14 protein-coding genes are annotated in these 14,633 nt (G+C 49.4%); 6 read left to right on the forward strand and 8 right to left on the reverse strand.

Annotation, left to right across the window (positions count from 1 at the left end; translation table 11 throughout):
- Positions 1-47 precede the first annotated feature (47 nt).
- Entirely contained in the window at positions 48-893 is an 846-nt protein-coding gene (gene zirU / locus J4728_RS14640; RefSeq protein ID WP_208211979.1) for a two-partner-like secretion system exoprotein ZirU, read from the reverse strand.
- Between the two features lie 262 nt (positions 894-1,155).
- Between zirU and J4728_RS14645 the strand changes: the two genes are divergently transcribed.
- Entirely contained in the window at positions 1,156-2,043 is an 888-nt protein-coding gene (locus J4728_RS14645; protein WP_151339218.1) for a GyrI-like domain-containing protein, read from the forward strand.
- A 392-nt stretch (positions 2,044-2,435) separates the two neighbouring features.
- Positions 2,436-3,545 carry a hypothetical protein gene (locus J4728_RS14650; RefSeq protein ID WP_208212000.1) on the forward strand — a complete coding sequence of 370 codons (1,110 nt, stop codon included), beginning with the start codon at positions 2,436-2,438 and terminating at the stop codon, positions 3,543-3,545.
- Positions 3,546-3,758: 213 nt separating this feature from the next.
- Here the strand turns inward: J4728_RS14650 and J4728_RS14655 are convergent, their stop codons facing one another.
- Together J4728_RS14655 and J4728_RS14660 are read right to left on the reverse strand one after the other, a co-directional pair.
- Positions 3,759-3,995 carry a YgdI/YgdR family lipoprotein gene (locus J4728_RS14655; RefSeq protein WP_001168017.1) on the reverse strand — a complete coding sequence of 79 codons (237 nt, stop codon included), beginning with the start codon at positions 3,993-3,995 and terminating at the stop codon, positions 3,759-3,761.
- Between the two features lie 128 nt (positions 3,996-4,123).
- The gene (locus J4728_RS14660) at positions 4,124-4,714 is read right to left on the reverse strand and encodes a TetR/AcrR family transcriptional regulator (protein WP_208211981.1); all 591 of its coding nucleotides are present in this window, start codon (positions 4,712-4,714) and stop codon (positions 4,124-4,126) included.
- A 77-nt stretch (positions 4,715-4,791) separates the two neighbouring features.
- On the opposite strand from J4728_RS14660, the gene bdcA reads away from it, so the two are divergent.
- On the forward strand, positions 4,792-5,505 hold the full coding sequence (gene bdcA / locus J4728_RS14665; RefSeq protein WP_208211983.1) for an SDR family oxidoreductase: 714 nt from the start codon (positions 4,792-4,794) through the stop codon (positions 5,503-5,505).
- Positions 5,506-5,595: 90 nt separating this feature from the next.
- Here the strand turns inward: bdcA and J4728_RS14670 are convergent, their stop codons facing one another.
- On the reverse strand, positions 5,596-6,465 hold the full coding sequence (locus J4728_RS14670; protein WP_000456781.1) for an aldo/keto reductase: 870 nt from the start codon (positions 6,463-6,465) through the stop codon (positions 5,596-5,598).
- 276 nt (positions 6,466-6,741) lie between these two features.
- A complete protein-coding gene (locus J4728_RS14675) occupies positions 6,742-7,647 on the reverse strand; it encodes a LysR family transcriptional regulator (protein ID WP_001748425.1) in 906 nt (301 codons plus the stop codon).
- A gap of 118 nt (positions 7,648-7,765) precedes the next feature.
- Between J4728_RS14675 and J4728_RS14680 the strand changes: the two genes are divergently transcribed.
- Positions 7,766-8,695 (forward strand): aromatic alcohol reductase, encoded by a 930-nt coding sequence (locus tag J4728_RS14680; protein ID WP_000814362.1) that lies wholly within the window; start codon positions 7,766-7,768, stop codon positions 8,693-8,695.
- Positions 8,696-8,791: 96 nt separating this feature from the next.
- Here the strand turns inward: J4728_RS14680 and J4728_RS14685 are convergent, their stop codons facing one another.
- A complete protein-coding gene (locus J4728_RS14685) occupies positions 8,792-10,405 on the reverse strand; it encodes an ABC transporter substrate-binding protein (RefSeq protein ID WP_001216553.1) in 1,614 nt (537 codons plus the stop codon).
- 189 nt (positions 10,406-10,594) lie between these two features.
- Here J4728_RS14685 and mpaA point away from each other — a divergent pair, with 189 nt between their 5' ends.
- The gene (gene mpaA / locus J4728_RS14690; RefSeq protein ID WP_208211985.1) at positions 10,595-11,323 is read left to right on the forward strand and encodes a murein tripeptide amidase MpaA; all 729 of its coding nucleotides are present in this window, start codon (positions 10,595-10,597) and stop codon (positions 11,321-11,323) included.
- On the opposite strand, the gene ycjG is transcribed toward mpaA, so the two are convergent.
- On the reverse strand, positions 11,298-12,263 hold the full coding sequence (ycjG, locus tag J4728_RS14695; protein WP_001258064.1) for an L-Ala-D/L-Glu epimerase: 966 nt from the start codon (positions 12,261-12,263) through the stop codon (positions 11,298-11,300). The two genes, mpaA and ycjG, sit on opposite strands and share 26 nt — an antisense overlap.
- A gap of 115 nt (positions 12,264-12,378) precedes the next feature.
- Here ycjG and tpx point away from each other — a divergent pair, with 115 nt between their 5' ends.
- Positions 12,379-12,885: a thiol peroxidase gene (tpx, locus tag J4728_RS14700; protein WP_000084401.1), complete on the forward strand. Its 507-nt coding sequence runs from the start codon at positions 12,379-12,381 to the stop codon at positions 12,883-12,885.
- An 89-nt stretch (positions 12,886-12,974) separates the two neighbouring features.
- Here the strand turns inward: tpx and tyrR are convergent, their stop codons facing one another.
- Positions 12,975-14,516 (reverse strand): transcriptional regulator TyrR, encoded by a 1,542-nt coding sequence (tyrR, locus tag J4728_RS14705; protein WP_001235493.1) that lies wholly within the window; start codon positions 14,514-14,516, stop codon positions 12,975-12,977.
- Positions 14,517-14,633 lie beyond the last annotated feature (117 nt).

The raw sequence follows: 14,633 nt of genomic DNA on the forward strand, positions 1-14,633 counted from the left end.
CCTGGCAGGGGGAGTATTTAAATAAGATGTTTATTTAGCGATAACCATCAGCGACGGATAGCGCGTTTATTCTCCGGCGTGGCTTTCGTCGTTTTAGGCGTAACGTGGACACGGAACAGTTTATTCTGCTCGGTTCCCTTAATAATATATTTATGTTTTTCAGCGTTGTTATTATTCAGATCGGTGAACTTATCTGGTGTCCCGGCATCCGCCATCTGCCAGGTAAAGTTATAATTACTGACCTCACACTCAGCCGCCGCTGTGGCGGCACATTCCAGTACCGCTTCAAGGGTGCCGCCTACCACTGGAGTGTTGGCGTCATTGGTACCGTTGAGTTCATCAGTCGGTTTACCACTTTCATTCACCACATTGATAGTGACAGAACGTAGCTTATTAGAAATCGTACCGTCTGCGGCGGAGTCGCCGCCCACCCCAGAAGATGCAGAAGTTAATAAGACAGTGGCAGGCAAGAATGCACTATCCGGCGTCCCCGTTGCCGTCTTAATTCGGTAAACGATTTTAATTTTTTTACCGCCTGCATCAGCAGGAATGGTAAAAGCCGTCCCGGTTGCCGCCGGGGTTCCAGAAGGATCGGCGGCCTCATTATCCACCAGATACCATTTAATATCGTCGGCATTATTCATTTTATCCAGCGATAAGGGATCCCCATCCTCATCCCTAATAAAAACATCCGCTATCTGGAGGGTTGAACCGGTCGTCAGTTCCCCAGACACTTCTATTTTTTTTGCATTAGTAGTTGCCACAGGACGGTGACCAACAGAAGCAGGTGTAGCAGAAGAAGCCATATCATTGGCTCTGGTATTCGCCACCGCCTCTACTGAGACCACGGATGCACAAATTGCTAACGTTAATAAAGATCTTTTGAAGTACAAAACAATTCCCTTTTATTAAATCATTAGAAATAATTACGAGATTTATAATCTCACGGGCTAAAAATTCAGGGTTATTCAATCATTTTAACCGCCTGTGAAATTATGCCCTTCGCCATGCTAATTACTTAGCTTTACTGGCAAAATCCGATCTCCAAGTGTAAAGTTTATTCAGAAACGTCAAGCAATTTAAATCTTTCTTGTTTTGCCAGAAAAGCTAACAACCACCCACCAGTTTAATAACACAGTATGTCAAACACCTTAAATGTTTATATTTTCGGCTTCAATAAAGAGGAATGATGATGAAAAAGCCATAATAATCTCAGTATTAGAGCAAATAGAAAAAAATCTTGAAGAGAGGATTGATATTGAAAAGCTGGTTGTTATAACAGGTTATTCGCGAAGGAGTTTGCAGGATTTTTTTAAAGAAAAGTGTGGCGTCTCTATCGGAAAATATATCAGACAACGCAAGTTGAGCAGAAGCGCCACTCTGCTAAAGCTGACCTCTCAGTCGGTCACAGATATCGCGTTCAGAATGGGGTTTGATTCAGTGCAGTCCTATAGTCGAGAGTTCAAAAAAACATTTGGCGTCAATCCCAATAACTATCGCAAGGCTGATTTCTGGGATCTCAGAAACCTACGGCCTCCCTACTGGCTTGACTGTGATGAGCATTATCAGTTCGAAATTTGTCAGCTTACGTCAAAAGAAATTTTCGGATTTCAAACATCTCATCAGATCGCAACAAATGACCTTCCTAAAAAAGCGTCGCCTATAAAATGGAAAATCATTCATGAGACGCTCAGAACGTGGGGCGAAAATGTGTATTGTCTCTCGTCTTTTAAGCCGGATAATACCAAAGACCAGGTCATCGCCGTAAGCAGTTTTTTTGGTATGGAACATAATTCCGTCGATGGAGGAAAAATACCCATGTCGAGGGTAATAAAATGTGGTAAATATGCAAAATTCCATTTCGTTGGTCATAAGGAACAATATCAACAATTTTCCAATACAATATATATGTGTATATTGCCAAAACTGAATCTTATCAGGAGAGAAGGAGAAGATATTGAATACTTCCATTTGGCATCCGTCCAAAAGCAACAGAGTAATGAATCCATTGTCGATCTTTATTATTACATCCCTGTACTGTAATGACTTCGTACCATCCACGCATTTCATCTGAAAAGTCTTCTCTTTTCAGAACGGTAATAAAACTCTCAGTATTGATTCTGGTAAAATAAGTGACTATTAAATATAGTTAACGTTTTGAAAGAATTTAAAAAAAATAAATTGCGTGCACGCGACACCGGGGACAGATTTCTGACAGTACTGTACGGTGTAGTGATCAGGTAATATTGGCTACAGTTTACGGTAAAAGCAAAGTCCATACTTTAACTATTAATGGGAGTATGCTGGCCGGGCGGCTTGCGGGGCCTTCATGCTCCCACATCTATAATGTTGGTATAATTACATTCTCTCTATACTTTACTGTGCTAACCTTTTATCTCGTTGAGATAACGTTCAATTAAAATGCTCTCTTTTTGATGTACATTATAAGAGGAGACATTATTCATATTTTCGAAATCAGGGCAGACGATATGTATACAACCATCAGAAACACAACGCTAGCAATGGTAGCGTGTTTTTCGTATATCGCACATGCCAGTACCCACCCTCCTCTTATTATCACCAGGGGAGCCGGAGGAGACGCCTCCGGAGCCACAGTCATTCATGATAATTGGCGGCATGGCACTCCTGACCTGGTCAATCTTACCGATATCCCCATAGATAAAATCAGACCAGAAAAATACCGTTGCGTACTGATTATTGGGCAAGGAGCTATAAAAGAGATGCTTCTTGCGAACAATGCCTCAGCAATACTTTCCGGAAAAACGGTTGGTCTGTATAGTCATCTGATCGATCAGAACACGCTCAGATTACTTCGGCAATTGCAGAACAAAGTGAGATTCAATCTCTTTTTTACCCGCTCGCAGATAACTCTACTAAAACTAAGGAATATTTCAGAATATAATTTTTTGAGTTCTAAAGTAAATAATGTCTGGGGACAAGACTCACTAGCAATTGAAACAGTGGCACCTGACAGGGGTAATATACCGGAAAAAGCGCTTCCCCTCAAAACAACAGATTATGTGATCTGGCTGGGTGGAAACTATACTACTTCCTCTGGTACGCAGCGTATCTTCACAAACGATCAGATTGTTGTAGCCCTGAAACCACTACATAATGTTATTTCATCAAATGCATCGATTGCTATTATGCTTTCACCACGTTTTTTTGATAATAGCATGAGTAAAGAAGCAAAAGTTAAACGACTGAAGGCAGTGCTTAACACCTTTTCGCGAAACAGGGTCACATTTTATATGAATAAGGAGATGCTTGCTAATCTGAAAGAATTTGATTTACCTGTTCAACTATCCCCTTCTTACGCAGAGCTGATGCGAATGCCCTGGGCCAGCGCTACCCGGCATTTTGCCTCTGTGGATCAATATAACCTGTTTGCTGATCTCATACCCAAAGTCACGCCGTTTCTTCTTGAACCGAATGATGCCGATCAAGCTCTCTATGCGACGGATTATCTTAATACCCGGCGTGTAAGTCTGACCCAAAATATTCTTAACCATGGTTGTGACTAAATAAAACGCGCAGAATCCGGGATAGTTAGCAATCCAAAACAGACCGTTAGCCATGAGTACTGTTTATCTTCACTATACAGGGAACAACCAAATAACTGACGACACAAATCAAGCCGAGACCCGGAATTCGGCTATACAGGCGCTCTATCCAATTCTGGCCCAGAAACAGTCCGGTACCCATACTGGACACGGCCTCCCAACTGCTTTAGCGCATTACCAGTCCAGCTTCGATGCGCCTTCTGTCGTCTGCACTATTTCACTGGTTTTAATAACGCGATGATAACCATAAACATCAGCGTATTTCGTCATTCCGGTTGCGGTGTCAACCTCCGGCTTACCCTGCGTTTCAATAATCTCTCCCGTCCGGGTCGTCATGGTATAGGTCGTTGTACATCCGGCTAGCATCAACACTGATAAGCTAAGTACCGTAATAAGACTACACTTTTGCATTTCTTGTTTCCCTGACACCTCTATTTTTGATGTACTTTACCGAATACCGCAACGGCAAGATGGATGATTAGGGCTATTGCTCTCTGTTTGCCCGTATCTGATTGGCTCAGGTTTTTTGATGCGCTGCGTTAATCCGGCAGTAATCGCTCCAGCACATCCCCAGCCAGAAGCACGCTCTCCTGAAGACGCTCCAGGCTATACCCCGCTCGCGCCTTGGCGGAAAGTCCCGCCATTAGCGTCCCCATAAAGTCCGTCGTCCGGTCAGCCTCTTGCGGATACCGCATGGCGACATAAGTGCGAATCAGGTTTTCAGCAGCGATGTAAAACTCGCAGGCGGCCTCTCGTGCCGGTTTATCGTTACAATGAGCACCCTCCAGAACCAGACATCCGGTGGCATCAGGATCGGCAGCGTAACGTCTTGCCGCTTCCATCAGCACATCGATAAGACACTTCGCGGTCGGGCGATCGTGACGCAGAAGCGCCCCGAGCGGAATCGCGTCGGTCATCCTGTAACGCTTTAATACGCGAGTATACAGCCCCAGCTTGCTGCCAAACGCCGCATAGAAACTGGGAGGATAGATCCCGAACGCTTTTGTCAGATCCGCTACGCTCACCGCGTCGTATCCGCGCGAATGAAATAAGTGTTGAGCGGTTTCAATGGCTTGCTCCGGATCGAACTGACGAGGGCGACCCGGCGTTCGGCTATGTTTTGTAGTCATTACTACATAACTCCTTGACGGCATGATTTCATTACGCATATTGTAGTGGCTACTACAATATCATAAAGGACATCCTGATGATGCTATTTCGCAACAAATCTGTACTGGTTTTAGGGGGAAGTCGTGGTATCGTCGCGGCTATTGTACGACGCTTTAGCGCTGACGGCGCATCGGTCGTTTTCAGCTACGCCGGATCGCGTGAAGCCGCCGAAAAACTGGCAGCGGAAACCGGAAGCACCGCCATCCAGACGGATAGCGCCGATCGGGATGCCGTCATCAGCCTCGTGCGTGAGTACGGACCACTGGATATTCTGGTCGTCAATGCGGGCGTGGCTCTCTTCGGCGATGCGCTGGAACAAGATAGCGATGCGATAGATCGTTTGTTCCGTATTAATATCCATGCGCCTTACCATGCGTCAGTCGAAGCAGCCCGCAATATGCCGGAAGGTGGACGCATTATTATTATCGGTTCCGTGAATGGCGATCGGATGCCCGTACCGGGAATGGCCGCGTACGCCGCCAGTAAATCAGCCCTGCAAGGGCTGGCGCGCGGCCTGGCCCGTGATTTTGGCCCCCGCGGGATTACGATAAATGTGGTGCAGCCAGGCCCCATTGATACCGACATCAATCCGGAAGATGGCCCCATGAAAGAGCTGATGCACAGTTTCATGGCAATCAAACGACACGGAAGACCTGAAGAAGTGGCTGGAATGGTGGCATGGCTTGCCGGCCCGGAAGCCTCTTTCGTCACCGGCGCGATGCACACCATCGATGGTGCCTTCGGCGCCTGACGGCCAGGCGAATATCACACGGTTGCCGTCTACGCTCCGGCAACCGTGTTAGAAGCTGTTCATGCGAGAAAACATCCGCAAGCGCCGGGATCAATCGTAGATTTTAACGCCAAGACAACCGCGAACAAATTCAGGATTAAAATGCTTCACCGCTTCGCCAACGTAGCCTAAATCAAGGGCGTTGATTTGAGCCATTTCATTATCCGTTAGTGAGAAATCCCAGATGGCAAAGTTCTCTTCAATGCGTTCCTGTCGAGTGGATTTAGGAATAACCGTGACGCCACGCTGCACGTTCCAACGCAGGACAACCTGCGCGATGGTTTTTTGATGGGCATCGGCAATCCTTTGAAGCATGACATTTTCATACGGTTTATGTCTCCCGCCGCCTAACGGCGCCCACGCTTCAGGCTGAACGTTATAATGCTTCATGGTTTCCAGCGCGGCGGGTTGTGCAAAGTATGGATGCAATTCGACCTGGTTTACCATTGGCGTAATTCTGACGGTTTCACAGAAGTTGGCTAACACATGCGCATAGAAGTTGGACACGCCAATGGCTTTTAGTTTACCGGCTTCATAAGCGTCTTCCAGCGCGCGCCACGCACTAAAATAATCGCCCATTGCCTGATGCAATAAATAGAGATCAAAATAATCTAACCCGGATTTTTTCAGCGACGCTTCAATACCTGCTTTGGCCAGATCGTAGTTAGCCATATCTTGCACCCACAGTTTAGAAGTAATAAATAACTCCTCACGGGTACACAGACCTGTCGCGATAGCTTTACGAACAGCGTCACCAACGGCATCTTCATTGCCGTATACCGCAGCGGTATCGATAAGACGATAACCGCTGCGAATAGCGCTTAACACTGACTGCTGACATTCTTCTTTGTCGGTTACCTTAAAAACGCCAAAACCCACCATAGGCATTTTAAGGTTGTTACTTAATATTGAATATTCCACGCTAAAGCACCCTTTCGTCGTAAAGACGCCATGATAAGAGCAAAATACAGGTACAATGAGTATTGTTAAATCCGATTATATTTATACAAAAAGTTCATTAATAACAGTTGTACAGATTTTTTATTGCATCCAAACGTTCCGTGCTTGCTATATCCTCGCCGTGTAGCACCTGTTTGATAATGCCTTTTACTTATGCGTCAAAAACCAGTACCGTCATTTTGACCGTCTGTGAAAAAGTTTTCTGAACAGGCAATGCGATATCCGGAATAATATTTTTTAGCGAAGAGGCTCCGGCTGGCTCAGCGCCGTTTTGCACCAGTCATAAAAAGCGCGTACCGCAGGCGGCAGAAACCTGTTTTGCGGATAGACCAGCGCAAGCGGCAAATCGTAAGAATGGTTGTCCATGCAGGTCACCAGCGCCCCGCTGTGCAGATACGGCGCAACCAGATAGCTGGCGACGCGAATTAACCCCAGTCCCTGTATTCCGGCCTGAATATAAGCGTCCGTATCATCGACAACCAGCGTCTCCTGCACCCGCATCGCGTAATCCTTCCCTTCACGCGTAAAAAACCAGTCGGTGGTACGCCCGGTGCGGTGGTTCAGGTAGCCGACCGCATGGTGTTTTTGCAGATCATCTAAATTTTCAGGGCTACCGTAACGCTCAATGTAAGTGGGCGATGCTGCTATCACCCAGTTAAAACTGGCGAGCGGACGGGCAACCAGCGTGGTGGAATCATCGATCCTGCCGGCCCGAATCACGCAGTCATACCCTTGCAGGATAATATCCTCCACGCTATCGCTGGAACAAAGTATCAGCTCCAGCTCCGGATACTGGCGCAAAAAGGCCGGGAGCGTAGGAATAATGCAATGCCGGGCGAGAGATTGCGGCATCCCCACTTTAAAACGCCCTTTGGGTTGTGCTGCCCGGCCGGGAAATGACGACTCCATGGCCGCGATATCTGCCAGTACTCTTTTACACTCTTCGTAGTAACGCCGCCCCTCTGCGGTCACGCTAAGTTTGCGAGTTGTACGTTGCAAAAGTTGAATCTTAAGCCAGGATTCCAGTTCTTTAACCACCCGCGATACCGTTGAGCGCGGCACGCCCAGCACTTCGGCGGCTCTGATAAAACTATGGGTATCCACCACGCAAACATAGACCTGCATCGCTTCCAGCTTGTCCATTTTCCCCCCGCCAATTATCCCATTTATCAGAACAGTCTAACCCGTCTTCGGCGTCTTATCGAACGCAGATCCCTGACGTAATCTCTATCTACAGGTGAATCAACACAGAGAGGTGCAAATGAAACAATCCAATAATCAGGTAGGTGAAAAAGTATTGGTGCTGGGTGCGGGACAACTGGGGGCGTCAGTGCTGGCGTCGTTGGTTCCGGCGGTCACACAGCGTAATGGTTCCGTTAGCGTTATTGTGTCAGGGCGATCCAGGGATAAACAGAGCAAACGACGTTCCAGCATTCATCAACAACTGGCAGATGCCGGTGCGCGGTTTATCCCGGTCGACATCGCAGGCAGTTCGGTTGCAGCGTTAAAAGATCAATTCCACGGTTTTGATACGATCATCAATTGTATGGGGTTTGTCGCCGGTGCGGGTACCCAGATAAAAATCACCCGCGCGGTACTGGAGGCGGGCGTTAAGCGCTATTTCCCCTGGCAGTTTGGCGTGAATTACGATGTGGTCGGCAAAGGCAGTGGCCAGCCGGTGTGGGACGAACAGTATGACGTCAGGACGCTTTTGCGCGAGCAAAACGTCACAGAGTGGGTGATTGTTTCAACTGGTATATTTACCTCTTTTCTCTTCGAACCAGCCTTTGGTGTGGTCAACTTAGCCAAAAAAACCATCAATGCCCTCGGCGGATGGGAAATGCAGGTCACCGTCACGTCGCCTGCGGATATTGGTCGCCTGACCACTGAAATTTATCTGCATCAGCCGCGTATCACTAACGAAGTCGTCTTTGTCGCGGGGGAAACGACCTCTTATGCAAAACTGGCGGAAACGGTCGAACGCGTGACGCAGCAAACCTTTACCCGAGGCGTATTGACGCTACCTGACTTACAGGAGCAGCTCCGTTTACATCCGCATGATCCAATGCTGCGCTATCGCGTCGCCTTCGCGCGTGGTGACGGTATGTGGTGGCCGATGAGTGACACCTGGAATGCACAACATCATCTGCCGACACAGGATATTGCCGCCTGGCTGAAAACACAGCAATGAGAACGGCGGCATCAGGCGCTCGCTTAATCCCCATGCCTTCTGCCAGCATCAGGCGGCGGGCGTGGCTACCTTGAGTTAACAAGAAACCAGTACGCATCAGTGCTTCACGATATACATTGTACGGCTATAGGCCACATCTTCCGGGTTAGTAATGGGGTATCCCTTTACCCACGGTTTAATTAACCGGCCATTGGTATACTGATAAATAGGCGCTATAGGCGCTTGTTCCGTTAAAATTTTCTCCGCTGCATTGTAATCCGCGTTACGTGCTTCGGCGGTATTTTCCATCGTCGCTTGCGTCAGGATTTTGTCATAAGTCGGATTAGTAAAGCGTGAAATATTCCCCGTATGCGTGGACGTTAATAAGGATAAGAAAGTCGACGGTTCGTTGTAATCACCCACCCAGGAGGCGCGAATAACATCAAAATTACCGGTATTACGGCTGTCGATATACGTTTTCCACTCCTGGTTTTGCAATTTCACATCCACCCCCAGATTTTTCTTCCACATTGACGCCACCGCAATCGCGATTTTCTGATGGTTTTCTGAGGTATTGTAAAGCAGAGTTAATTTAAGCGGCTTCTGCGATCCGTAGCCTGCTGCACGCAGCAATGTTTTCGCCTGGGCGTTAAGTTCTTCCTGGCTCATTTGTTCAAACGGTGAAGGATCGGGCTTAAATCCTGCCGTGACATCCGGTGTAAAATGCCAGGCCGGTTTTTCACCGGTACCTAAGACTTTTTCCGCCATCAAACGGCGATCAATGGTCATACTTAGCGCCAGACGAACGCGGGAATCCGCCGTCGGCCCTTTCTGCGTGTTAAACGCATAATAATAAGTCCCTAATTGCGGCGGTGTATAAACTTGCCCTGGAATATCCTTCAATAATTTCTGGTACATATTTTTAGGGAAAGATTCGGTGATATCAATATCACCGGCAAGGTAACGTTTCGTCGCAGCCGATTCCTGGTTAATGGGTAAAAATGTTACTTTTTGCAGTACCGTTTTCGCGTTATCCCAGTAATGCGTATTAGGCACGACCACCAGTTTTTCATTTACCACGCGCTCTTTAAGAACATACGCGCCATTGCCAATCAGTTTTCCCGGCTTCATCCAGTCTTTGCCGCTTTCAACATTCGCTTTTTGGACCGGATAAAAGGCAAAACTGGCGGTCAGACTGGCAAACCAGGGCAACGGCTTGTCAAGCTGAACACGCAAAGTGTGCGCGTCCACGGCACTGACGCCAAGCTGATCCGGCGTGACTTTACCGTCGATAATGGCTTGCGCATTAGTGATGCCAGCCAGAGCGGCAAACCAGGCGAAGGGGGAAAGCGTTTTGGGATCAACGAGGCGTTGCCAGCTATAGACAAAATCCTGGGCGGTCACCGGCGTTCCATCGGCCCATTGCGCATCATCCCGCAACGTAAACGTCCAGATACGATTATCATTGCTCTTCCACTGGCTGGCGACGCCAGGGATAATTTCACCCTTTTCGTTCTGGTTAACCAGCCCTTCAAACAGATCGCGGATCACCTGAATTTCAGGCAGCCCAACGGCTTTCGCTGGATCTAACGAAGCGGGCTCATCTTTGATATGACGCACCAGTTCTTGTTTCTCTGCCAGTACCGTTCCGCCGGGAACATCCGCAGCATATGCCAGGGAAAAGCTGCTAACCAACAGCGCACAACAGGTTACTGAAACAGAATGCCTCATAGAAGTTCCTCAAAGATGAGTTAAATGACAACGTAATTATTTGTTTCAGCAGAAAGAAATGCAATTATCTTCCGCCAGAAAGTTGATATCGCGCCATACAAGAGGGTAAATAGAAACCATTTGATAATCGGCGGGTTTTACACAACACTACGATGATTACCCTACTGGTCTCAGCTTCGGGAAACGCGTATGACTGTCACCCGCCCCCGTGCCGAGCGCGGCGCATTTCCGCCTGGCACTGAACATTATGGACGTTCGCTACTAGGCGCGCCGCTAATCTGGTTTCCGGCGCCTGCCGCCAATCGCGAAAGCGGTCTGATACTGGCTGGCACCCACGGGGATGAAACCTCATCCGTGGTGACGCTCTCCTGTGCGTTACGCACCTTAAATCCAACCCTTCGCCGTCATCATGTCGTACTTGCCGTTAATCCTGATGGCTGTCAACTGGGGTTAAGGGCAAATGCGAATGGCATTGATCTAAACCGTAACTTTCCCGCCGCCAACTGGAAAGCGGGTGAGACAGTTTATCGCTGGAATAGCCGCGCGCAAGAGCGTGATGTCGTGCTGCTAACCGGCGACCATCCCGGCTCAGAACCGGAAACCCAGGCGCTTTGCCAGTTAATTTATCGACTCCAACCCGCCTGGGTCGTCTCTTTTCACGATCCGCTAGCCTGCATTGAAGATCCACGTCGCAGCGAGCTAGGCGAGTGGCTGGCCGATGCGTTTGCGTTGCCGCTGGTAACCAGCGTAGGTTACGAAACGCCCGGTTCGTTTGGCAGCTGGTGCGCCGACCTCAACCTGCACTGCATTACCGCCGAGTTTCCCCCTGTTTCTGCCGATGAAGCCAGCGAAAAATACTTGCTGGCGATGTCGAATCTGCTCCGCTGGCATCCTAAAGATGGAGTTGACCCGTCGTAAAGCGTAGCGCGGGCTCAACATCAACCGCCAGCCATGTTGGGCCATCAAGATCGGCGAAGCTCACCTGCGGCATAAGCGGCAGCGCGGCGCTAATCGCTCTTGATGTACAGAGCATACAGCCCAGCATCAGGCCGAATCCTTGCTCCCGCGCCTCCGTTGCCAGCGCCAGCGCCTCGGTCAGACCGCCGGTTTTATCCAGCTTAATGTTGATCATATCGTAGCGCCCCGTCAGGGCTTTCAGACTACTGCGAGTATGGCAGCTCTCATCTGCACAGATGGGCAACGGATGAATAAAATTTTCCAGGGCGGCGTCATCCTGCGCGGGCAGCGGTTGCTCCAGCATCGCGACATTCAGATCCGCCAGTAACTGGCAACGCGCCGCCAGCCCCTCCGGGCGCCACGATTCATTGGCGTCCACAATGAGCGTCGCCTCCGGCACCGCCGAGCGGATCGCCACCATACGTTCGCTAATCAGACGAGCATCGAGTTTGATTTTCAGCAACGTCGCCCCTTTTTCCCATAGTGCCGCCGCACTGGCAGCCATCTGTTCCGGCGTGCCTATCACTACCGTTTGCGCGGTAGTAAAAACCGGGGACAGCGTCACGCCGAGCAGCCCGGCAAGGCTTTGCTGCCGCTGGCGGGCCTGCAAATCCCATAAGGCGCTATCCACCGCGTTGCGCGCCGCGCCTGCCGGCAACAGTTTCTGCAATGCTTCGCGAGTCAGCCCGTTTTCCAACTGAGGCACAATACTCATGATTTGCGCCATGACCGAGGCATCACTTTCACCATAACGTGGATATGGCGTACATTCCCCGATGCCTTTTACGTCCTCTTCTTCCAGTTCGACAACGACAACATGCGCTTCGCTTCGGCTACCACGCGCAATAACAAAAGGCGTATGTAACGGCCAGGTTTCCTCATATACCTTAACAGATCTCATCTCTTCCCCTCTGATAGCGCCGGACGCGGCTTGCTACAAATAGTATTTGCCGTGTTAATGAATAATGACTTAAACTGGATTTCGACGTTAACTATAAGTAAATAGGAACATAATTATGTCACAGACTGTACATTTCCAGGGTAACCCGGTCACCGTTGCCAACGTTATTCCGCAGGCTGGTAGCAAAGCACAGGCTTTTACTCTTGTCGCAAAAGATTTGTCTGACGTTTCCCTCAGCCAATATGCAGGCAAACGCAAAGTGCTGAATATTTTCCCAAGCATTGATACTGGCGTATGCGCCGCATCAGTTCGTAAGTTTAATCAACTGGCCACAGAAGTGGAGAATACCGTCGTATTGTGCGTTTCTGCTGACCTGCCTTTTGCACAGTCGCGTTTTTGCGGCGCGGAAGGCCTGAGCAACGTTATTACGCTTTCCACTCTGCGTAATAACGAGTTTCTGAAAAACTACGGCGTCGAAATCGTTGACGGCCCGCTGAAAGGTTTGGCGGCGCGCGCAGTCATCGTGCTTGACGAAAACGACAACGTTATTTTCAGCCAGTTGGTGGATGAAATCACCCACGAGCCGGATTACGACGCCGCGCTTAATGTCCTGAAGGCATAAGCCAGCGCCTGCTGGCGCTACGTTTGTCAGTGCTACAGGCGGTGCTCTTTTGTCACAAGAAGGCCTCTATCCGGAGGCCTTCTTTTTTTCTACTCTTCACCCTTCTTCTGGCTCAGACCATATTCACGCAGCTTATTGGCAATCGCGGTATGCGATACCCCCAACCGTTTCGCCAGTTTACGCGTACTCGGATAGCTACGATAAAGCTGAGTAAGGACAGAACGTTCAAAACGACTGGTAATGTCATCCAGCGAACCTTCCATCGCATCCTCGCCGACTGCCACCGTCGCGGCATCGTAGTCAGGCAGCAGGATATCCTGCGGACGCAGCTCATACCCTTCCAGTTGCGTCAGCGCCCGGTAAATCGCATTTTTAAGCTGGCGAACGTTACCCGGCCAGCCGTAACGAGTGAGGACCGTACTCAGATCGGCAGACAGTTTCGGTCGCGGAACGCCCTGTTCGTCGGCAAAACGCGCCACGAACAGTTCGGTCAACGGCATAATATCCTGCGGACAATCGCGCAACGGCGGCAAATTAAGCGTCAGAACGTTAAGTCGATAATAGAGATCTTCGCGGAACAGTCCTTTTTGCACCAGCTCCACCAGATTTTTCTGCGTGGCGCAGATAACGCGGACATCAACATGAATTTCGTGATCTTCGCCGACGCGACGGAACGTACCATCGTTGAGAAAACGCAGCAGCTTCGCCTGCATACGCGGCGACATTTCGCCAATTTCATCCAGCAGCACCGAACCGCCATTCGCCTGTTCAAAGAAACCTTTTTTACCTTCCGGCGCATGGCCAAATAGTTCGCTTTCTACCGCATCTTCCGGGATTGAAGCGCAGTTGAGCGCCAGATACGGTTTCGCTGAACGAGGGCTTGCCTGGTGACAGGCATAGGCGAAAAGATCTTTGCCGGTTCCCGTATCGCCGGTAATCAGCAGCGGCGCGCTGAGCATCGCCAGTTTGCGCGCCTGCTCAACGACGTGCTTCATCTTTGCGCTCACGGCAATAATCTGACTAAACGCGCTCAGATCCTGCGTGGACAAATTCTGTAGCTGCTGCCCCATACGAATCGTGGAACGCAACATCACTACCGCCCCGGTCAACACGTATTCGTCATTTTCGTTTTGTAAATGTACCGGCGTAATCTCCATCAGGAAGTTTTGCCCGTTGATCACGACATGTTCGTTATGGGAGCTTTGCGGGTTACCGTCCAGCCAGCGCTGAAAATTGAAGCCGTTGATTAATTGTGCGGCGGTATGGTGCCGCATTCGCTCCTGGCTCTGGGCAAAAAGCTGACAACTCGCCGGGTTCGCCATCTCCACTTTACTCTTCATATCCAATGAGAGCACCGGCTCCGGCAACGCCTCAAGCAGCGCGCTCAGGGCCAGATGTTCACGTTCGGACGGCATCCAGGGAACGGTACGGACATCCGTTACGCCGGAAATACGGCGGATTTCGGCCATCAGGCTGCTAAAGTCGGTGAATTCCAGCTCAGCAAAATTAAGATAAATTCGCCCAATGGGATCAATCTCGATTCCGCGTAAATCAATGCTACGTAACACCAGTAAATCAAGTAATTCGCGGGTCAGACCAAGTCGGTCTTCACAAAAGACTTCCAGACGCATGGGAACCTTCACCTGAATAATGAACCATTAAATAGATGATAAGCCACTATTCGGCTGGCAGGAAGGATTCTGTCAACAAATATTGACAGCATGGCGGAAAAACGGGCGCTGCGGCGT

The organism is Salmonella sp. 32070601201500089SM (assembly GCF_017573605.1).
In the GTDB taxonomy this organism is placed as follows: domain Bacteria; phylum Pseudomonadota; class Gammaproteobacteria; order Enterobacterales; family Enterobacteriaceae; genus Salmonella; species Salmonella enterica.